The sequence below is a fragment of the Paenilisteria riparia FSL S10-1204 genome, assembly GCF_000525995.1.
Taxonomy (GTDB): domain Bacteria; phylum Bacillota; class Bacilli; order Lactobacillales; family Listeriaceae; genus Listeria_A; species Listeria_A riparia.
In genome coordinates this window covers 186,477-208,698 of sequence record NZ_AODL01000007.1, presented here as the reverse complement: position 1 = coordinate 208,698, position 22,222 = coordinate 186,477, and the positions used below count along the sequence as shown (strand labels likewise).

Genomic DNA, 22,222 nt, shown 5'->3' with positions numbered 1-22,222 from the left:
AAAACACGTATCAAGAATCTAATCACAGATTTTTGATACGTATTTTTTTATGATGGATTTTAAAAAATACCTCGCCGAAAAATCGACGAGGTATAGGTGTTTATTCCATTACAAACTGGTTGTGATACAGCTCTGAGTAAAATCCTTTTTGTTGTAATAATGATTCGTGTGTTCCTTGTTCGATGACTTCTCCTTGATGAAGAACAACGATGTGATCGGCATCAAGAATGGTTTTCAAACGATGGGCAATGACGAAGCTTGTGCGTCCAGAAATGACGTTATCCATTGCTTTTTGGATGCGAGCTTCTGTCACGGTATCTACATTACTTGTCGCTTCATCGAGAATGAGAAGGGACGGGTTGGTAATGATAGTACGTGCGATGCTAATTAATTGTTTTTGACCAACACTAAAAATGTTGTTCTCATCGCTAATTTCTGTTTTGTAGCCATTTTCTAACGTCATAATGAAGTCGTGAATGTTGGCTTGTTTTGCAGCATCGGTTACTTCGGCGTCTGTTGCTTCTGGTTTACCGAACACGATATTATCGCGGATGGTTCCAGAGAACAGGACGGAATCTTGGAGAACGATACCTACTTGTTGACGTAGGGACGCGAGCTTGATGTCACGAATATCGATATCATCAAACAGGATGGCACCATTATCTACGTTGTAAAAGCGGTTTAGCAAGTTCATGACGGTTGTTTTACCAGAACCTGTTGGGCCAACGAGGGCAACCATTTTGCCTTTTTCAACGTCAATGGAGACATTTTTTAAGACTGGTTTTTCGGGTGTGTAAGCAAAGTCGATGTTTTGCAGCTTCACACTTTTGTGAACGCCGTCGATTTCTTGTAAGTTCGCACGTTCGATTTCTTCTTCTTCGTCAAATATTTCGCTGACACGACGCGCACCAGTGATTGCAAGTTGTAGCATGCTGTACTGGGATGAAATTTGTGTAAGCGGCATATAGAATTGTTGCGAATATTGAACGAACATAACGATTAAGCCAAGTGCTGCTGTACGTTCGATGCTACCATCAAGCGCCAACCAACCACCGAAGAAAATAACAACGGCTGTGTTGACTAAGGAAATACCTTGCATCATCGGGAAAAGTAAACCGGAGTAAACTTGACCTTTGAATGTAGCCTCTTTCACGATATTATTATGTTTTACGAAGCCTTCGATAGTTTCCTCTTCTAATCCATTTGTGATAACGATTTTTTGACCAGAGATTTTCTCGTCAATATAACCGTTTAGTTCGCCAAGACGATCTTGTTGCATATCCACATATTTACGAGCCTTACGTATAATTAACGCAGCAATCAAAATAGCTACAGGAGCTAAAAGCAACGTTACTGTCGCAAGCTTCACGTTTTGTTGGTACATCATGATAATAACACCAATCATCAGTGCCACATTGGATAAAACTTGGACAAGCGCTTGGTTTAGCGTGTTCGAGATATTATCTAAGTCACTGGTGAAGCGGCTTAGCATTTCGCCATCTTTATGTCCATCGAAGAAGCGGATTGATAATTTCTCCATTTTGCGGAACAGACCAATACGCATCCGGTTTGTAGCACGACCTGAAACACCTGCCATTAGGATGGTTTGGATAAATGTTGCTGCTGCTAGTAAAACGTAGAACAGAATCAACATCCAGATAATATGAACAAAGTCGGTCTTGTCGTCAACACCAGTTGTGAAGAGGCGTTGCGCGTAGTTCGCCAACTCTTGAATCGCTTTACCAATATATTCAGGAGCTTTGACTTGTAAATACGTAGCACCAATAACGGCTAAAATAATAACGGTCATTTGCCATTTGTAAGCTTTTAAATAATGCCAGAAAAAGCGGACGATACGTTTAAATTCTTTCATTACGCGTCAACCTCCTTTCCCTTTTGTGTGTCATAGATTTCTCTGTAGGTCTCACTTGTTTCTAGTAGTTCTTTGTGTGAGCCAACACCGACAAGTTCTCCAGCGTCAAGTACTAGAATTTTGTCTGCATGAATAACAGAAGAGATTTTCTGAGCGATGATGAAAGTGGTTGTGTCGTTTAATTCTTTGTTTAATGCTTCTTTCACGAGTTTCTCACTGCGCGCATCTAAGGCACTTGTGGAATCATCTAGTATTAAGATTTTCGGGTCGCCAATGATACCACGTGAGATGGAAAGGCGTTGTTTTTGTCCACCGGAGAAGTTGTTTCCGCGTTCCACGATTGGTGCGTCGTAAACATCGGCTTGGCGCTCGATAAATTCTTTCGCTTGGGCAATACGTGTTGCTTTCTCCATATCTTCTGAGGTAGCATCTTTTTTACCATGGCGCAAGTTCTCAGCAATTGTGCCTGAGAATAGGATTGCGCGTTGCAATACAAGGGACACGGTGTTGCGAAGTGTTTGCTTGCTTACTTTCTTCAAGTCTTCGCCACCGATAAGCACTTGGCCTTCTGTCGGGTCATAAAGTCGTGGGATGAGTTGTGCTAGGGTTGATTTACCAGACCCAGTCGCACCAACAATACCGACCATTTCACCAGGGCGAGCTTGGAAGGAAATGTGTTTTAGTGCTTTTGTTTCGTCGCCTTCATACTGGAAACTAACATCGCGGAATTCTACGCTGCCGACTAAATCTTTGTCTTGCGCGTTTTCATCGTATTTGATGTCTGGTTCTGTGCTTAGCACTTCACCAATCCGTTGAAGGGAAATCATGGCACGAGAAGCCATCATCATCAGCATACCACCGATAATAATTGCCATCATAATTTGCATTAAGTAGTTCATGAAAGAAGCGATAGCCCCGATAACTTCAGGATTATCCTTCACTAAATCACCTGCAAAATAAATCGCCGCTACAACTGCCATATTAGAAACGAGCATAAATGCCGGAATCATAATGGAGAAAAGTTGACCGACAACGATGGTGTGGTGTGTCAATTTATCACTTGTATTTGTGAAACGTTGTAATTCATTATCTTCTTGAACGAATGATTTCACAACGCGCATACCTGCCAAGTTTTCTTTCGCAATCGCATTCACGCGGTCAATGAAAGCTTGGATTTTGCCGAAATGTTTCCCCATTCTTCCGAAAATCAAGAAAACGATTAGGAAAACAAGGACGACTAATAAGATAATAATCCACCAAAGTTCTGGTAAAGTATACATCGCTAAAATAAAACTACCAATAAACATAATCGGAATTCGAGTTAGTGACTGTAAAGATAGCATCACTAAGTTTTGAACTTGCGTAATATCATTCGTTTGACGAACAACTAGGTTTCCTGTGGAAAGTCTCTCAATATTGCTGAAGGAGAATGTTTGAATTTTGCGGAAACTAGTTTCACGAATGTCGGCTCCTACACCTTGTGCCACTTTTGCAGAGAGGATAGTGTTTAGGATACCGGCGATAAGACCAACAATTGCAATAATAATTAGTAAAATACCAATGTTTGTGATTTCGTCCATATCGTCTTTAATAATTGCTTCCAGAACTTGTTGTAATAGTTTCGGTTGCCATAATTGTGAGATAACCATGACGACAATAAACAGTGTGGAAAGCGTGGTTTGAAGCTTATATTTCTTTAAGTGTTGAAATAAAACTTTCATTATAGACCTCCTTTTTGTGTGTTGCAAACCCAGCACGAACATATATTCTAATACAAATTGTTTTAATTAGCAAGAGAAAACTGAAGCTTTATTCTGGAATTAAGTATTGTTCGGAATTTAGACAAATTTGATACATAGAATTGTTAACTAGAGTCATTGCATAAGTTGTATTTCTCACATAATCGTGCTTTTTTGCATGTTGCTATGAAACGCCTTTCATCTATTATAATGAATAAGACAGCAGGTAGACTTGTCGACAGATGGAACGGATTATGGGATAATCACTGAAGAGATCATGATTCGCTAGCTTGTGAGAAAATGGGAGGAGCTTGTTAGATGAATATTTTAATTGCGCTAATACCTGCGTTAATGTGGGGGATTATGCCACTACTGATTACGAAAATTGGTGGTACAACAAGGCAACAAACGATGGGAATTACTTTTGGAGCGCTTGTTTTTGCGTGCATTGCTTTGGCGTTTACAGACCCCACATACACGATGGAGACGCTTATTATTAGTTTTATTACGGGGTGCTTATGGGCGGTTGGACAAATGTTTCAGCTCAAATCATTCAAATTGATTGGTGTTTCAAAAGCGATGCCGATTTCAACAGGGATGCAACTTGTAGGAACAACATTATTTGGTGTTTTCCTTTTTCATGAGTGGGATACGGCATTTCGAATTACGCTTGGATTCACTGCATTAACACTTATTATTATCGGTATTTTCATGACATCGTATGCAGAAAAAGATAATTCTGGGGAGTCAAAATTAAATAGTGGACTTATCGTGTTAGTTATTTCTTCATTAGGATATATTGGATATGTTGTTATTATTCAAGGATTTGCCATCAACGGTTTCGATGCGATTTTACCTCAAGCGGTCGGGATGGTTGTGGCGGCATTGGTAATGACAGCGCGGAGCAAGGAAGATACAGAAAGCAGATTCGTGAAAAAGACGGCGTTGCTTATTATTCCCGGTGTGCTATGGGCGTCGGGAAATGTGGCGATGCTTTATGCGAATAGTCTTGTTGGTGTGGCGACTGGTTTTTCTTTATCGCAATTGGGTGTTGTTATTTCAACGCTTGGAGCGATTTTGCTACTTGGCGAACGCAAGACGAAGAAAGAACTTATATTTGTAATTATCGGCGTTATTTTAGTCGTTATTGGCGGTGTACTTATCGGCATGACAAAAGCTTAATAGAATGAAAAATCCATGATGTGGCCGAAAAAAGGCGTATCATGGTTTTTTTATACATGAAATGGGTTTGGCATATCATGTGCTTTCTTTTCTGCGGTGACGTATTGGATTTGCGCTTGAATAATGGATGTGGCGTCTTTGGAGTCGTAGCGCGCAATTTTGATGTCGATTTCTTTTAGGTTTTCTTGTAGCTTCTCTTGTTCGCGAAGGACGTGAGCCTTATGTTCTTGGAGCATGGTTTTGCGTTTGTTAATCGAGTTCGGGCCGTCCATACAAAGCTGGATGTAGCACTTGATGTCTTTTATCGACATACCAGTATTTTTGAGACAACAAATCGTATGGATGAACTGCATATCGGACTCGGTAAACACGCGATGACCAGATTCGTTTTTCGCAACAAAAGGCAGTAAACCATTCTTGTCGTAGAAGCGAATCGATGAAATGGAAATATCGAAATACGCCGCAACGTCTTTGATAGAGTAAGTTTGATTCATTTTTTTAAACTCCTTTTCAAAAAAAGTTTGACCTCGACCTTGGTTTAGGATTTACACTAAGTATAGTTCAAAAGAAATCGAAACACAAATTGGAGGAAAATAAAATGAATCAAAAAGTTTTAGTAACTGGTGGAACAGGTTTTGTCGGGGTACACATTCTTTTGCAATTGCTACAAAAAGGGTATGACGTAAAGACGACGTTGCGCTCGATGAAGAAAAAAGACATGATTATAGACACCTTAAAAGAAAATGGGGTTCAGAACTTGGAGAAGCTATCATTTATTGAGGCAGATTTATCGAAAGATTGTAACTGGGAAGAAGCAATGGAGGACCGCGATTACGTATTTAGTGTGGCTTCACCAGTTTTTTTTCATGAACCTGAGAGCGAAGAAGAAGCGATTCGGCCAGCTATAGAAGGGATTACAAGAATTTTAAAAGCAGCACAAAAAATGAATGTGACGCGCGTTGTGATGACATCTAACTTTGGCGCTGTTGGTTTTAGTAAAAAGGCTGCGATAGGTGTAGTAACGACGGAGGAAGACTGGACGGATGAAAATGAGGCAGGTTTATCTATCTACGAAAAATCGAAATTATTAGCGGAACGCGCAGCATGGGATTTTGTAAGCCAACCAGATATTACGTTGGAATTTGCGACGGTGAATCCAGTGGCTATTTTTGGTCCTTCATTAAGTGAACATATTTCTGGGAGTTTTATGCTTATTAACAATTTATTGAATGGATCGATGAAACGCATTCCTGAAATTCCGCTCAATATTGTCGATGTTCGGGATGTTGCAGATATTCATATTCGAGCGATGCTCACACCAGAGGCAAATGGCGAACGCTTTATTGCGTCAGCAGATGGGCAAACTTCGCTACAAGAAATGGCCGAAATACTAAAAGCAAAGCGCCCACAAATCTCTAAAAATGTCTCAACAAAAAAAATGCCAAACGTGGCACTTCGCACAGCGGCTCTAGTGAACAAACAAGCAAAAGAAGGCTTATTATTGCATGGCATGAACCGCAATGTGAAGAACGATAAAGCAAAACAAATGCTTGGCTGGCAACCTATTTCAACAAATGAAGAAGTTATTTTAGCATCGGTTGATAGTATGATGAATTTTAAACTAATTTAATCCTAGGAATGAAATTCGATTTTTTCATTTTTTTCTTGGTTGGAGTAACTTTTGACATTATACCTGTTTTTGACCTTTCTCATAGTATTCTTGGGTTGTAAGAAAATAATACATGAGAGAAGGAATTGGTAGTATGAAATTAACAAAATTCGCAATTATTGGCATGGTCACAGTTGCAACATTGGCAGGAACAGGAACGCACGCTTTAGCGGCAGACGGCGGAACATTAGGTTCTAAGGCAGATGTGAACTTCATACCTAACGACACAATTACGAATCCTGTTGACCCGACAGATCCAGATGGTCCAGGTCCAATCACTCCCGTTGATCCTGATCATCCCACTGGTACTGCTGGCCCTCTAAGTATCGATTATATCTCCAATATCCACTTCGGAGAACAAAAAAATTTCTGGTAACAACGAAGTATATAAAGCGCAACTGGATCAAATCAAAGTTGGCGTAGATGAAACAGTAAAAGACGTGCCAAACTTTGTGCAAGTAACAGATAATCGTGGCTCCAACGCTGGTTGGCATTTAACAGTAAAACAAGATGGTCAATTCACAAATGGTGGCTCTGAATTGACAGGTGCCGTCCTTGCCTTCACTAACCCAACAGTGAATTCGGCATCAGAAAGTGATGCACCAACAGCTTCAGATTTTGCATTAAATCCAGAAGGAATTGCTTCTGATGTGATGAATGCAGAGGAAAACCAAGGTATGGGAACATGGGTTGAAATGTTCGGCGCCAATAACCAAGAAGCAGCAGAAAGCATTACATTAAGCGTTCCAGGTAAAACATCGAAAGTTCCAGGCAAGTATGAAGCAACACTTACTTGGGAATTAACAGATACACCTGCATAAATAGGAAAATAAAAACACGAGAATCCATTTTTGCGGACTCTCGTGTTTTCTATTTCCGCTCATTCCACTTCGCTAAAAATAAATTCAACTGCTCGTAATCCTTCTTAGCAGGAGGCATATTCCAAACAAGCCGATTTGTCGTCACACTCACTTCCTCATAAAAAGGAAAATCACTAATAATTAAATCAATGTGCTGCAAATGTTCATGAGAATGTAGCTCATCACATATGATAATCTGTTCATCCGAATATTTCTTCCGTATTTCAGCTCGCAAAAACTCCTCCCAAAAATAGCCGTTCTCTGAAACAATTTTCAGATGAAGAATTTGGTTCCGCTTTTCTTGCTGAACAATAATATTGTAGAAGTTTGTCAAATAGTTCACCATCATCGCTTTGTTGGACCGAATGTAGTGATGTTTTGGGTGTGTTTCATAGCTCGTCAAAATATCGCGAATTTGTCGGCTCAATACAAGTTTATCTGGAGCGATATGCGGATATGGAATCTCAGGCAACATATTGACCTTATCAATAAAGAGAAAACGCGACAGAAAATCAAGCGTTCCCGCTAAAATAAGTTGTTGATTCCGAATCGGGTAAGATTCCAATAAACCAGCTAATTCTGACGCTAATTTATATTTCTCAGGCGTGTTTTTTCTTCCATACTTAATCCGACTACTAGCTTGCCCCTCGTCTACATACGAAAAATGCGTCCAAAAACACATTAAGACATTAATAAACTGTTCACTTTGAGGTAACGGTTTTCCAGCAAGTTCATCTAAGACCACATAATTCACCAGAAAAAATTCGCGCTGTGCATCAGCGAGAGTCGTCCAAATTTGTGCATCATCGTCTGACATAACATATTGATAGCCTTGCTTAAAACGAGTCAAACAAACTGCAATCGCAATCGCATAATTCATACGTGCCGATAAAGAAAAATAAATGCCAAAACAACGTTCCACACTTTTGATAAAATCATTAATTCGCTCGTACGGCATATCAGGGAACGGCCATTTCGTATACGGATAAGTTCGACTATACACCTGAAAATAGAAAAAGCGCAATCGAATCTCCGTCCCTTTAATATCTAGCGGCGTCGTCTCAAGCACTAACCGGCTTTCCGCCAAATATGTATCTATCTGCTTAATCCGTCGATACGTCGTTGGCAAACTATTGAAATTCGCCTCTGCCCATTCAGTCAAAGACAAATGCTGATCTTCAAAAATATCCTTAGAAATCAAATAAAGATAAGAATTACTAACCGTTACTGCGTATAGATAAGAAAAATTGACTTGTTCCCCAACATCAAGCAACACATAATATTCATTTTCGTACACACGAGCAATATGTGGTTCAAAAAGCCTTTGCAACCCTTTAATATCCATGTCTAGCGTTTTAACGGAACAATGTAACATTTCCGCAAGCTCTTTTTTTGTATAGTTGGTATCGGCTGTAAATAAGATGTGCAACAACCGTAACTTCCGATATTCTGAGGCTATTACTAGGTTTTTCATCGAAACGCACTCCTTTTTTCTTCAAGCTCAATATAGCATCATAATCCGTATTTGTCATGTTTTAAGGCAAACGCCAAATCAAAAAATTCCGAGATAAAGAAGTTTTTGAGAATATGACTAATTTCACCTTTTTTTATAGTATTGTTATATGTGTAAGAGGCACCAAGGTATGAAGCGCTCCATACCACCCACTAGCCTCCCTTCAAAAAAGAGTACTCCAAAATACTCTCATCTAAAACGCACTCCAATAAAAGCATCCAGATTCCCCACAAAAAAGCAAATCAAATTCCAAAGCAAAAGCAAGAACTAGCACACCCGTTAAAAATAAATACACTCAATGTAAGGAGGTGATGCCAAACTAACCGTGCAACAAGACAGAATTGTCCTTGGTGTAAGTTCAGTTCTTACACATGAAGCCAGACCAGTTTACACCAAATCAATGACAAATTCACAAAATAAGGATTTTAAGTACAACTAGAACGAAAATTAAGTGAAATTTGTTACCAAAAAGACAGCATTAAATTAGATCAATAAATAGCTAAAAATAATTGATCTGAGAAAGAACGAGCTGAAACAATGTAAGAAAGTCATGAAAATATGTACTAGTAATAAAAATAATTTCAGGAAAGAAGCGTATGATTTCATCAGGAAAGAAGCGTATGATTTCATAGGGTATATAGTATCTACCAAATGGAAACACATGACAAAGCTTTTTCGGGAATATTAAATCAGAATTTTTAAAATGTTCATACTTTCATTTTGTTAAATTTAACAAAGATTTCACCCGAGGCACCTAAAAGAGAAATAGTTTACTTTTTTGCTTGGATATATCACCCAACTACATTTCTTTTTATCTAAACTCCTGATTTACAAAGGAAAATATCGAAAAGTAGACGAAAAAATAGTGTGATATAATTCGTAACAGCACGAAGGAAACATTTGCTTTTGCGGAAAATACAAAACGTAGATTATCCAATTTAATAAATAAAAGTTTATACGGATAATTCTATATTTTTGATTTAATATAGAAAAACTACATTTTGTATCTACTATAGGGGGTGTTTATGATGTGAAGACAGCTCGTTTCACGTAGGGAAGCATATAGACAAATAGACATTTTGAAAGAAGAAGGAGAAAAATAAACATGAAATTAGAACAAAAGGGACCTATTAACGTTTTATCTAAAGCGTCGGTCAAGAAAGCTGCCAAATCACTTTTAGTAGCTACAGTTATTGCAAGTCAAGTATTTACAGTATTACCAACAGGATCATTTGCAGCAGAAGCGACTGGCCAAGATGTAGCATCAACAACATTGCCAACAGCTGATCAAGCAGCAAGCAAAATTGTGATCGAACCAAGAGCACTAGCTTTAGATAATGGCATAACAGAGAAACGCGCACAAGTTTCTACATTCGCAGAGTTTAAAGCAGCAGCAGAATCTACAACAATCAACGTTATCGAGATTACTGGTAATTTCCAATTCACAAGTAACGTATCAATCAACAGCAACATTCGCATCGAAGGTAACGGCTACGCAATAACTGCTGGTAACTATCAAATGATTATGCGTTCTACTTCTATTGTTGATGTACAAGACTTAAGCATTACGAACATTGGAACAAAAGGTATATTCACTGGTTATAACTCATCAGCAGCACCAACTGTTAACTTGACGAACAACGTACAAGTATGGGGAATGATTATGGGTGGATACGGAAAACTTTCCCTATCTATCGGCGGGACAAATAATAAAATCGTCAGCCCAGATCAATACGGTATGGATGTTGATGAATTAGTAATTGAAGACAACACGCGCATTGAAGAACTATCCGCATTGAACACGGCAGTTAAAGTTCGTTCATCAGGTAGTGTAGGTATTGGTGATAATGCATACATCAACATGAACTCCAGCAAAGGTTACGCATTTGACGTATCAAATAGTGCCCTTGTTATTGGTGAAAACACAGTCTTGAAATCAGCATCAAAATACGGAACAGTAAGAGCAGCAACATTAGTTGTTAAAAATGGCGCTGACTTAACACTAGCATCAGGTGATGTAGGTAACGGTATCTACGTATCTGGAAACATCACAATCGGCGATGACGTAAAACTTAAAGCAACTGGTACAGGTACTGCCGTTTACGCATATAACACAGGAGCATCCATCGTTGTAGGTAAAAATGCAGCAGTTGATATCGTAAGTGATAATGGTTATGGCTTCTACGGTAATGCATCTATCACATTCGGTGACGGCTCATCTCTAAAATTAAGAACACAATATAAAGCTATTTACTCAGCAGGAGCAGCAACTATCCGCTTCGGTTCAGTATCTAACCAAACAAAAGCACCAGGAGATCGCGTACTAATTGATATCGATTCTGGTATTGACTACGGTATCTACTCTGGCGGACCAATTATTTTCGGTGATGACACAGAAGTTAACGTAAAAGCAAAAGCTGGAGCAATTTATGCAGCAGGAAACTCACGTGTCAACTTCGGTTCTAACACAAAAACTACTATCTCATCTTCTGCTGGTAGAGGTATTGATGCAGGCGGCGTAGTAATTGCTGACGATGCTTCAATGGATATCAAAGGTTACACAGATGGTATCTGGACTACAAATACAAGTGGTGAAGGTGTATCAACAGGTAAAAACGTTAATTTAAACATCACAGCATCTAACCATGATGGTATCTACACATATAAAAACACAACATTCGGAGCCAACAATACAGTTGTCATTAAAGCATTAAACAGCCACACAATTCATTCACTTTACGGTTCAGCAATTAATATCGGAGCTAACTCAAGCTTTGATCTATCTGGAACAGACGGTGTTAGACAAGAGGGTGGCGCAGCAGCAGCATTTAATGTTGGAACAGACTCAACAGTTAAAGTTACAGCAGCAGACTACGGTATCTACACGACTGGTTCCGTAACATTCGCTACTGGTTCAAAAGCTAACATCCGTGCAGCTTCAAAAACAGCGAAACCAGCAGTAAAAGCAAATGGTGTTGTAACATTCCAAAAAGACACAATGGCATATGTAGAATCTCTTTACCCATCAACAACAACCTCTGTCTTTGATTTAAGTGGTGCAGCCAACTCTAAACTAGTGCTTAACAGTCCTAAATTTATTGATTTCCGTCAAAACAACAACAATGCATCAACTAAAACGGGCCATATTGTGAAAGGTTATGGTACAGCAACAGTTGCCAGCCAATCACGTATTGAAATCAATAACGTAAAAAATCTAATGGCATGGAATCACGGTTCTGATTGGTCTAAAGCATCCAATAGCGCATGGACTGATATCGAAGCTGGTCGTGTGACATTAGCAAGCAAAAACGGCACAGTTACAACAAGCTACTACGGTGGTCCAGTAACAGGAATTGACGGCTTCAGCTTATTCGATTACACACGTCTTTCAACAGAAGGATCAAGTGCAATTGATCGCCCAGTAGTTAGCCCAATCTACGTTGGTGCGAAAACAGTAACAGGTACTGGTACACCAGGAAACGACGTTATTGTTACATTCCCTAACGGAACAACAGCAAAAGCAAACGTTGGCCAAGACGGCAAATGGACAGTAAACGTACCAGCAGGTGTTAACCTTGCTAAAGATCAATCTGTCGTTACCTACCAAACAAATGGTGTAAACGACAGTGCTAATGTGACAACAAAAGTACAACAAGATCTATCTGTACCAGGAACTCCAGATGTTAACAAAGTAAAAGAAGGTGACAAAGTTGTTACTGGTAAAGGTGAACCAAACAAAGAAATCACAATTACACTTCCAGACGGTTCAAAAGTAACTGGTACAACAGACGATAAAGGCGACTTCTCAATCACAATTCCAGAACAAAAAGAAGACGCAGTTCTTTCAGTAACACAAAAAGGTGACAACGGCCTTGAAGGTAACCCAGCAGTTGTTATCGTAGAATCCAACCAAAAACCAGTCATCACTGCTGACAATCAAACATTCCGCGTGGGAGATTCATTCGATCCATTAGCAGATGTAACAGCAAAAGATAAAGAAGATGGCGACTTAACAGCAGCTATCCAAGTGAAGAGCAACAATGTAGACATGAGCAAAGTAGGTAACTACACAGTTGTTTATACAGTAACAGATTCAGACGGTAACACAACAGAATTATCAGTATCTATCAAAGTTATTGCAGCAACAGCAGGAACAATCACAGCAAACGACTTCACAATCGGTACAGATAACTATGTTAAAGGTGCGCTAACAGGCGACGTTACTAAGGCATATTTGGAAGTCAACGGAACTAAATTAACAACAATCAATGTATCTGGTTCAACCTACCAATACTATGCTAAAACAGCTATCCTAGACCCAGCAGACAAAGTATTCATCGTAGCACTTGATGCAAACGGTAAAGAACTACAAAAAACAGAAGTAAAAGTAAATGCAAAAGCGACAGCAGGAACAATCACAGCAGCTGACTTCACAATTGGCGCAGACAACTATGTTAAAGGTAACCTAACAGGCGACGTAGCAAAAGCTCAATTAGAAGTAAACGGAACGAAACTCACAATGATTACTGTATCAGGTAGCACATACCAATACTACGCTAAAAACAACATCACGAAAGCAACAGATGACGTTTACATCGTAGCTTACGATGCAGCAGGTAAAGAACTACAAAGAACAAAAGTAAACGTTATTAAAGCAACAGCAGGAACAATCACAGCAAATGACTTCACAATCGGTACAGACAACTATGTTAAAGGCGCGCTAACAGGCGACGTAGTAAAAGCACAACTAGAAGTAAACGGAACTAAATTAACAGCAATCGACGTATCCGGTTCAAGCTACCAATACTACGCTAAAAACAACATCAAACAGCCAACAGATCAAGTGTACATCATTGGTTATGACGCATCAGGTAAAGAACTACAAAGAACAAAAGTAAACGTAAAAGCAGCAACAGTTACAGCAGGAACAATTACACCTGATAAATTTACACTTGGAAAAGATGCTTATGTAAAAGGAACATTTACAGGTGACGTAGCGAAAGTTAGCCTAACAGTTAACGGCACAGTTTACCAAACAATCAACACACCAACATCACCATTCCAATACTACGCAAAAGCTAACATCAAAAACGTAACAGACATAGTAGTAGTAACAGCATACGATGCAACAGGTAAAGTCTTAGATACAAAGCCAGTCACAGTAACTACGGATAATGGCCAAGCAGGAACAATCACAGCAAACAGCTTCAAACTTGGTAAAGACAGCTATGTAACAGGAACACTAACTGGCGATGTAGCAAAAGTAGAACTACAAGTGAACGGCGCTCCAGGACAAAAAATTGACGTATCAGGTAGCACATACCAATACTACGCAAAATCTAAAATTCTAAGCGCAACGGACGACGTTAAAATGGTTGCTTACAACTCAGCTGGCGTTGTTGTAAACATCAAATCAGTAGCAATCAGCACAACGGACGGTACTGTAGTAGCAAACGACTTCACAGTTGGAACAGATAGCTATGTAACAGGAACACTTACAGGTGACGTGACTAGAATCGCTCTTAAAGTAGATGGCGTTCTTAAATCAGGTATCCCAGCAACAGCAGGGGCATTCCAATACTACGCAAAATCACTAATCACTTCAGCAACAAACTCCGTAGAAGTTATCGCTTATGATGCAACAGGCGCAGAGCTTAGCACAGCAACTGTAAAAATCAACAAACAAGCACCAGTAGTAACAGCAGGAACAGTAACACCAACAGCATACAAAATCGGAACAAACACCTATGTTGAAGGAACATACACTGGCGATGTAGCAAAAGTAGCACTAGAAGTCAATGGTAGCTTACAAAATGCAATCCCAGCAACAAATGGCGTTATCCGTTACTACGCAGGAGCTCTTATCACAAATGCTAGCGACGTAGTAAAAGTAAACGTATATGACGCAGCAGGTAAACTTTTAGACAGCAAACCAGTGACAATCAATGCAGCAACAGGTACTGTAGCAGCAGCTGACGTAAAAGTTGGCGATAGCTACCTAAATGGTACAGCAACAGGTGACGTTTACAAAGTAGCACTTAAAGTGAACGGAACTGTTCAAACAAGTGTTGCAATCGTTCAAGCAGACGGAACATACAAATACTACATCAAAGCATTGAACTTAAAAGCCACAGACGATGTACAAGTCATTGGTTACGACAACAAAGGTAACGAAATCTCAACTTCCAACGTAACAATCACTAACTAACACGAATCAGACACAATGGTATAACACAACTAAAGGGGAATAACACTATTCCCCTTTAGTTATTAAATGAATGAGGAGTACAAACGAATGAAAAAAATAGTATTAGCAACAGCAGCAGTATTAACATTAGTTTTTGCAGGAGCATGTGGTAACGCAGCAACAAAAGAAGACAAGGCAAAAACAACAGAAACAACAAAACAAACATTCAAAACCAAAACAGTCGACAACATTGACATGAAGATTGGCGAAATTAAAACAACAGAAAGCACGAAAAAAGACAAAAATATGGTCAGCATTGCCATGTCATTCCTAAACAACGATAACGCACCAGTTGGCGTTGGCGCAGGCGACTTCAAAATAAAAGCAGACGGTAAAACATTCGACGTTTACCCACAAGGAAACAACTTCGGTGATGAATTCAAGCCAAACGAAAAACTAGCAGGAAAAGCCTATTTCGAACTACCGAACACAGTGAAAAAAGGCACCCTTGTTTACGCACCGATGGATAAAGAAAAAGCAAGCTGGTCCATCACTATTCCAGAAGCCAAATAAGCCATTAAATTCGAAATCAGAAAGGATTGTCATAAATTGAAAATAGTTGTTATGGGATTAGGATATATCGGACTTCCAACGGCCATTATGTTTGCCAATCATAAGCAAGACGTATTAGGAATTGATGTTAACGAGAACGTTATTAAAGAATTAAATACTGGAAAAATTCACATTGAAGAACCAGGACTTCAAGCCGAGTTAGACAGCGCACTGACGAACAAAACATTCCGAGCTGGTTTAGTAGTAGAACCAGCGGATGCGTTCATCGTCTCTGTACCAACACCAAACAATGACGACGCGCTAAAATCATGTGACTTAGGTTACGTACAATCAGCCGTTAGCAATATCTTACCAGTTTTAGAAAAAGGTAACACCATCATCATTGAGTCTACCATCGCCCCAAGATCTACTGAAGATCACATTTTACCTCTCGTTGAAAGTACGGGTCTTATCGTAGGGAAGGATGTATTCCTTGTTCACTGTCCAGAGCGCGTACTACCAGGTCAAATCATCCACGAATTGATCTATAATAACCGCATCATCGGCGGCGTAACACCAGCCTGCACCCAAGCCGGCAAAAAAATCTATAGCGTTTTTGTACAAGGCGAATTGATTGAATCAGCAGCATCTACAGCAGAAATGTCGAAACTCATGGAAAACACATACCGTGACGTCAACATTGCGCTAGCAAACGAACTCGTACACATCTCCGCAGAACTAGGCATCAACGCACTAGACGTTATCAGCATGGCCAACAAACACCCACGTGTTAACCTACACCAACCAGGACCGGGCGTTGGCGGCCATTGTTTAGCCGTAGATCCTTATTTCATCGCAGCAAAGGCACCAGCACAATCACATCTGATTCAACGCGCACGTCATATTAACTCCACCATGCCAAACTTCATCGTAGAAAACACCGTGGCTTTAATGGACAAAATCCAAGGCAGAAAAATCGCTGTCTTCGGCTTAACGTACAAAGGCGACATTGATGATATCCGTGAAAGTCCAGCCTTAGAAATCTATCACGAACTAGATGCGATGTCCCAATTCGACGTAGTAGCCTATGACCCGCACGTGAATGCACCATTTATCGAACAAGATATGGCAACAGCAACAGCAGACGCTGACCTTGTATTAGTACTTGTAGATCACGCTGAATTCCGAGCTTTAACAAGTGCAGATTTCAATAACATGCGCACCAAAGCCCTATTAGATACAAAAAATGTGGCAACAGCATGTCAAGACATGGCGAACTATTACAATCTTGGCACGCTTTCGACAATTAAAGAACGTCAAGCCGTTAGCATCATCGCCTAACCAACCGATTTTGCTACTAGAACTGCGATCAAAAATAGAAATGTGGATGATGAATTGAAAAAGATACTTTTAATATCGCAAAATTTCTATCCTGAAATCGGAAGTGCCGCGAATCGCATGAAGCAGTTGTTTCGGTTGTTCAGTAAAGCGTACGACACCACGTTGTACACAACCGAACCGCAATATCCGAATCGTGCCATTTACGAGCAGGAAAAGTTTTGGGATGGAGACCTCGACAGCGAGAAAATTGTCCGTGTAAAAACGAGAACGAGCCAATACGAAGCCAATATGTTATTTCGGTTTCTCCTTTACTTGGAGACGGTATGCCGTTTTATTTTGAAAATAGTTCGAACAAAAGAATCTTTCGATGTTGTCTACGTATCGAGTCCGCCCATTTCAATAGCACTTGCCGGATTAATCGCGAAACGGAAACTAAAAACAAAACTGATTGTTGACATTCGCGATTTATGGCCAGAGTCATTAAAAGGGGTGGGAAAATTCAATTCACGCTTTTTCCTCTACATGGCATATCGATTCGAAAAGCATATTTACAAAAAGGCAGACCAAATTATCGTGAACAGCGAACGATTCAAAACGTATATCACAGACCAAGGCATTGACCCGGATAAAATAACCTTTGTACCGAATGCATTGACGAAGGAAGAATTGGCGCTTGGAAGCAAGAAACGACCAATTATCAATGAACCAATCACTGTTATTTACACAGGAAATATTGGGCTAGCACAAGAATTGGCAAGTTTCATCCGAATGGCAGCGTACTTCCAAGATAACCCTAATGTTTGTTTTAAAATGATTGGCTACGGCACGAATTACCAAAAACTAATCAACTCCGTCAAAGAAAAAGCACTAGCAAATATTCATGTGAATCCGCCAGACACAAGAGGTAATGTCCTCACGAAATTAGCTCAAGCAGATGTCGCATTTGTCAGCCTAGTACCACATCCTGTGTTTGAAACAGTCATCCCTGGAAAAATCGTGGACTACATGGGTATTGGCCTACCGATTATCGGTATGGTTTCAGGATACAGCAAAGCCATCATTGATCAGTCCAATACCGGATTTATTTACGGGCATGATGAAGAAAAGGCGATGTACCGTGGACTCACCCATTTAGCCGAAAACCACGAACTACGTGCCCAACTACGCCAAAACGGCCAAAACTACGCCAAAGCAAATTATAACTGGCAGGAAAATTTCAAACGTATTGAAAAAATTATTGCTGGATTTGAATGAGGTAATCACTTATGTCAAAAAAAGTCACCATGTTTGTCTGGAATCATTTTACGAATGATGCACGTGTATTGCGAGAATGTACGGCACTAGCTGAGGCGGGATATGCACTTCAATTACTGGCGTTAGGACAAGAAAAAACAACCGTAGAAGAACGGCCCGATCCATTTACAATTAGGCGCCTTGGCTTTCAACTCCCCACCTTTCCACACCGATGGCACAAAATGATACTTTGCTTACTCCTCCTTGCTGCCATTTTTTATACTCCTCTTTTAGTAATCTGCTTCATCGGCACATATCTTGTGCTCTATAAAACCAAGGTAAAATACGTGATTCGCAAAATAGCACTCATCACCAAAATGATTTATTGGGGATTAAAGGAAGATGCCGATATATATCACGCAAACGACTTAAATACACTTTTCCAAGCCGTTGTGTGCGGCAAATGGATACGAAAACGGAAAGTCATCTTTGACTCGCATGAAGTGAATGTCAGCCGTTCTGGGTATAACTCGAAAATTTACCCAATAGCGGAGAAGTTTTTGATGCGCTATATCGATAGCTGCATTCATGAGAATGACACACGAGCGAGATTTATCAAGCGCATCTATAAATTCTTTCCAAACGTGGTTTATAACTATCCCTTTTTACAAACACATATCGAGCCAATCAACTTACACAAGCAATTAGACTTACCAGAAGAGGAACTGATTTTACTGTATCAGGGCGGTCTTCAAGAAGGGCGGGGACTGGATAAATTACTCGAAGCCGTTCCTCATATTAAGAAAGGGACCGTGGTCTTTATCGGAGACGGCAAATGGCAACCGTTTCTAGTCGCCGAAACAGCATGTCAAAATTTATCGCATCGCGTGAAGTTTATTCCGAAAGTCCCTGTAGAACAACTACCTGCGTACACAAAGAATGCGTATATTGGCTTTCAACTACTGAACAATACGTCCTTTAATCATTACTCCGCCGCGTCGAATAAACTTTTTGAGTATATCATGGCTGGTGTACCCGTTGTCGCTTGTAATTTTCCGGAGATTAAAAAAGTGGTGACAAAGGATGAAATAGGGGTGCTTGTGAAATCCGATGACCCACTATCCATTGCTGCTGGCGTTAATCAATTAATCGATCAGCCAGAACTACGGGAGAAAATGCACCAAAACACGTTCCAAGCGAGAGAAAAATATAATTGGACAAACGAAAAAATCAAATTCTTGAAAATCTATCAAAGGCTAACAGAGGTGTAGAGATGCAAGATCAGAAACGAAAAGAAGAAACAAACGAAAAAATCAAGAAAAGCAGAAGAAAATGGGAGCAATTGAAATCACAACCTTAAACGAAACAAACGAGCAACTAAAACAACAACTAGCAGAACAAACACAGCGCGCAGAGGAAGAGAAGCAAGCCTTAAAAACAGCCCAAGAGAAGCTAAAAGAACAAGTAGAAGAACAAATTCACGAAGAAATTTCATTGCGAGCAGAACTGAAAAAACTAGAACAAACGAATAAAACGCAAAAAACAACCATCACACAGCTTACGCAAGAACTGGCTAATCTAAAAGCAACATACCAAGCGCTAGTGGAAGAAAAGCAACAAGTACAAGCCCAACTAAGAGGCGAAGAAAACCTGATACAGCAAGTACAAGCGACAAAAACAGAACTCGCGGAACACAAGCTACAGATGATTGCCCTGCTAGACAGTCAAAAAGAACCACTGGAAGCGATTCAAAAAGAAAATGAGGCACAACAACAGATGCTTGTACAACAAGAAAAAGCGTTAGTTTCCGTCAGAGCAGAGCGTGATCACTTCAAAGGACGTTACAATCAAATCATGAAAACTAAAATTATGAAATGGACTGGGAAATATTGGCTAATAAGAAAAAAAACTTCAATCAAACAACAAATAAAACACGTTTTTCGAACGATTGATACGGTACAACAACAGTTGGTAGCAGAACTGCACCCTGTTCTTTTAGATGATACTGATTTAAAAAATGCGGCCAATTGGTGGTCGATTCGTGAAGAAGGTCTCGAAGCGCATGAAGAAAATGGTGACTTACTTTTTAATAACAACGAAGATCGTGCGAATTATGCTTCTTTTAAAGAGACAAATGTTGCGTTTCAGCGGATGCCAGCATATCGTATGGAAGTTTTTCCAGAAGAACAAATACGCGTCTATGCTGAAGCAGAGCTTTCTGAAGGCGTAGCTATCAAAATCGCTATCGTGGAATACAGCGGGCGTGACAAAACAACGACAACGATGGTCGATGTGAATAAGGAGACGCAGATAACCGTGGGAAAAGATTCGAAGTACATTCGTGTCGCCATGAAAGTGACTGGCAAAGGGAAAGCGTATCTCAAAAAAATGAATATAAAACGTGTCTTTAGTAAGGCTAAAAAGTCTGTGCCGCAAAACATACCACAAAATCCATTCCAACAGGTGCGGGACTTTAAGGAACTAAAAGTGGCTTGTATTTTCGACGAGTTTACGATGACAAGCTACCGCGAAGAAGTCGAACTGATTACCTTCACACCGGAGAATTGGAAAGAAGTTTTGACAGCGAATCGTCCGCATTTCTTGTTTGTAGAATCCGCTTGGCACGGTAATTTCGGTACGTGGCAATACAAAGTTGGGCGTTACTCGAACGTTGGCCGTGAGGAACTATTTGAACTCTTGCAATGGTGCCGAGACAATGGCATTCCAACGGTGTTCTGGAACAAAGAAGATCCGATTCACTTCGATAAATTCATTGATTCAGCGAAACGCTTTGACCATATTTACACGACCGATGCGAACAAAATTCCAGACTATCAAAAGCAGGCGAAACATAAACATGTCTATGCGCTTCCTTTTGCAGCAGAGCCAAAACACCATAATCCAATTCAATTGGACACACCACGAGAAGACGGTGTTTGCTTCGCCGGATCGTATTATGCGAACCGCCATCCAGAGCGTCGCGAGATTATGGATGAGATGCTGGCTATTAGTAACGAATTCGGCTTGACGATTTACGACCGGAACTATGCGCGTACCGAACCAGAATTTCGTTTCCCAGCGGCGTTTGAGCAAAATGTTGTGGGCAGTCTCGCGTACAACGAGATTGATAAGGCGTATAAAGGATACCGTTTCATGCTAAACGTCAACAGTGTGATTCATTCCCCAACGATGTTTTCGAGACGTGTCTTTGAAGGACTAGCCTCAGGAACTCCCATTTTGAGCAGCTATTCAGAAGGTATCGAACGCATTTTTGGCAATGTAGTAATGATCGCTCAAAATCCAGACGACTTACGCCAACAGATGACGGCGATTGCCCATGATGAACAGCGCTACCGCCAGCTATCTTTAGCCGGTATCCGTGAAATTTACAATAAGCACACGTATAAACATCGCTTACAGTTCATGCTAGAAAATATGGGCATTTCCTTGCCAGTGAAGCAAAAAGAAGTGGCGGTTATCAGCATTGTGGAATCAGAAGAAGCACTACAACATGTGATGCAAACATTCCATAAACAAACCTATACGGCGAAGAAATTACATGTTTTTGTCCGCAATGTATTCGATTTCCAAAATATCAACGAGATGATGAACACGTATCAAAGCGAAACGATCTCGATTTCTTTACTCAATTATGTCACGAATTATCAACGCTTGAACGACTTAGTAGCTTCTGATTTTGTAGCTTTCTTAGGAGAAAATCATTTCTACGGACGGAACTATCTGGAGGATTTGATGATTGCGACGGCGTATACCGATGCTGATTTTATTGGAAAAGGCAATTATATTCGCAAGAAAGACGGCAAGTACTGGGGTGTCAAAGAGACAGAGGAATACACTTTTACGACGAAGTTATCTAGTACGCAAGCCATTTTAAACAGTCATTTTACATTCCGAAAAGATTTAAAAACACTGCTTACGGAATTTACGCAGGGAGCGGATTTATCCAGCTACTTGAAACAAGGCGCCAAGTTGTTTAGTGCCGACAAATATAATTTTATTCACAACGGGAAATACGCGGAAGAGCAGTGGATTCGCCACGTTGAAATATAGGA

At 40.1% G+C, this 22,222-nt stretch carries 12 protein-coding genes and 1 pseudogene; 9 read left to right on the top strand and 4 right to left on the bottom strand.

All coding sequences use genetic code 11. The features are described from left to right. Positions 1 to 100 precede the first annotated feature (100 nt). Positions 101 to 1,873, bottom strand: a complete 1,773-nt coding sequence (locus PRIP_RS05775; RefSeq protein WP_036100069.1) for an ABC transporter ATP-binding protein — start codon at positions 1,871 to 1,873, stop codon at positions 101 to 103. Continuing rightward, positions 1,873 to 3,594 (bottom strand): ABC transporter ATP-binding protein, encoded by a 1,722-nt coding sequence (locus PRIP_RS05770; protein WP_036100067.1) that lies wholly within the window; start codon positions 3,592 to 3,594, stop codon positions 1,873 to 1,875. The genes PRIP_RS05775 and PRIP_RS05770 overlap by 1 nt, the downstream gene beginning before the upstream one ends. A gap of 336 nt (positions 3,595 to 3,930) precedes the next feature. On the opposite strand from PRIP_RS05770, the gene PRIP_RS05765 reads away from it, so the two are divergent. After that, the gene (locus tag PRIP_RS05765; protein WP_036100065.1) at positions 3,931 to 4,794 is read left to right on the top strand and encodes a GRP family sugar transporter; all 864 of its coding nucleotides are present in this window, start codon (positions 3,931 to 3,933) and stop codon (positions 4,792 to 4,794) included. 50 nt (positions 4,795 to 4,844) lie between these two features. Here the strand turns inward: PRIP_RS05765 and PRIP_RS05760 are convergent, their stop codons facing one another. Next, positions 4,845 to 5,288: a MerR family transcriptional regulator gene (locus tag PRIP_RS05760; RefSeq protein WP_036100064.1), complete on the bottom strand. Its 444-nt coding sequence runs from the start codon at positions 5,286 to 5,288 to the stop codon at positions 4,845 to 4,847. Positions 5,289 to 5,392: 104 nt separating this feature from the next. On the opposite strand from PRIP_RS05760, the gene PRIP_RS05755 reads away from it, so the two are divergent. Continuing rightward, positions 5,393 to 6,424: an SDR family oxidoreductase gene (locus PRIP_RS05755; RefSeq protein WP_036100063.1), complete on the top strand. Its 1,032-nt coding sequence runs from the start codon at positions 5,393 to 5,395 to the stop codon at positions 6,422 to 6,424. A gap of 133 nt (positions 6,425 to 6,557) precedes the next feature. Beyond that, positions 6,558 to 7,284: pseudogene (locus PRIP_RS05750) on the top strand (WxL domain-containing protein). A gap of 49 nt (positions 7,285 to 7,333) precedes the next feature. Here PRIP_RS05750 and PRIP_RS05745 read toward each other — a convergent pair. After that, positions 7,334 to 8,797: an AcpB/EbpR/MafR family transcriptional regulator gene (locus PRIP_RS05745; RefSeq protein ID WP_036100062.1), complete on the bottom strand. Its 1,464-nt coding sequence runs from the start codon at positions 8,795 to 8,797 to the stop codon at positions 7,334 to 7,336. 1,144 nt (positions 8,798 to 9,941) lie between these two features. On the opposite strand from PRIP_RS05745, the gene PRIP_RS05740 reads away from it, so the two are divergent. From PRIP_RS05740 to PRIP_RS05715, 6 genes are all read left to right on the top strand, one after another. Continuing rightward, the gene (locus PRIP_RS05740) at positions 9,942 to 15,044 is read left to right on the top strand and encodes an immunoglobulin-like domain-containing protein (RefSeq protein WP_036100061.1); all 5,103 of its coding nucleotides are present in this window, start codon (positions 9,942 to 9,944) and stop codon (positions 15,042 to 15,044) included. 87 nt (positions 15,045 to 15,131) lie between these two features. Then, a complete protein-coding gene (locus tag PRIP_RS05735; RefSeq protein WP_052008743.1) occupies positions 15,132 to 15,596 on the top strand; it encodes a DUF4352 domain-containing protein in 465 nt (154 codons plus the stop codon). Between the two features lie 36 nt (positions 15,597 to 15,632). Further along, positions 15,633 to 16,916, top strand: coding sequence for a nucleotide sugar dehydrogenase (locus tag PRIP_RS05730; RefSeq protein WP_036100057.1), 1,284 nt, complete (start codon positions 15,633 to 15,635; stop codon positions 16,914 to 16,916). A gap of 54 nt (positions 16,917 to 16,970) precedes the next feature. Beyond that, positions 16,971 to 18,170 (top strand): glycosyltransferase family 4 protein, encoded by a 1,200-nt coding sequence (locus PRIP_RS05725; RefSeq protein ID WP_036100056.1) that lies wholly within the window; start codon positions 16,971 to 16,973, stop codon positions 18,168 to 18,170. Positions 18,171 to 18,181: 11 nt separating this feature from the next. Then, positions 18,182 to 19,420 carry a glycosyltransferase family 4 protein gene (locus PRIP_RS05720; protein ID WP_036100054.1) on the top strand — a complete coding sequence of 413 codons (1,239 nt, stop codon included), beginning with the start codon at positions 18,182 to 18,184 and terminating at the stop codon, positions 19,418 to 19,420. A gap of 61 nt (positions 19,421 to 19,481) precedes the next feature. After that, the gene (locus PRIP_RS05715; protein ID WP_241434093.1) at positions 19,482 to 22,220 is read left to right on the top strand and encodes a CgeB family protein; all 2,739 of its coding nucleotides are present in this window, start codon (positions 19,482 to 19,484) and stop codon (positions 22,218 to 22,220) included. The last annotated feature ends 2 nt before the right edge of the window (positions 22,221 to 22,222 follow it).

Coding starts and splice junctions, on each gene's coding strand:
- PRIP_RS05720 (WP_036100054.1), top strand. CDS start 18,182: ATGTCAAAAAAAGTCACCATGTTTGTCTGGAATCATTTTACGAATGAT.
- PRIP_RS05770 (WP_036100067.1), bottom strand. CDS start 3,594: ATGAAAGTTTTATTTCAACACTTAAAGAAATATAAGCTTCAAACCACG.
- PRIP_RS05775 (WP_036100069.1), bottom strand. CDS start 1,873: ATGAAAGAATTTAAACGTATCGTCCGCTTTTTCTGGCATTATTTAAAA.
- PRIP_RS05760 (WP_036100064.1), bottom strand. CDS start 5,288: ATGAATCAAACTTACTCTATCAAAGACGTTGCGGCGTATTTCGATATT.
- PRIP_RS05765 (WP_036100065.1), top strand. CDS start 3,931: ATGAATATTTTAATTGCGCTAATACCTGCGTTAATGTGGGGGATTATG.
- PRIP_RS05735 (WP_052008743.1), top strand. CDS start 15,132: ATGAAAAAAATAGTATTAGCAACAGCAGCAGTATTAACATTAGTTTTT.
- PRIP_RS05755 (WP_036100063.1), top strand. CDS start 5,393: ATGAATCAAAAAGTTTTAGTAACTGGTGGAACAGGTTTTGTCGGGGTA.
- PRIP_RS05745 (WP_036100062.1), bottom strand. CDS start 8,797: ATGAAAAACCTAGTAATAGCCTCAGAATATCGGAAGTTACGGTTGTTG.
- PRIP_RS05740 (WP_036100061.1), top strand. CDS start 9,942: ATGAAATTAGAACAAAAGGGACCTATTAACGTTTTATCTAAAGCGTCG.
- PRIP_RS05715 (WP_241434093.1), top strand. CDS start 19,482: ATGGGAGCAATTGAAATCACAACCTTAAACGAAACAAACGAGCAACTA.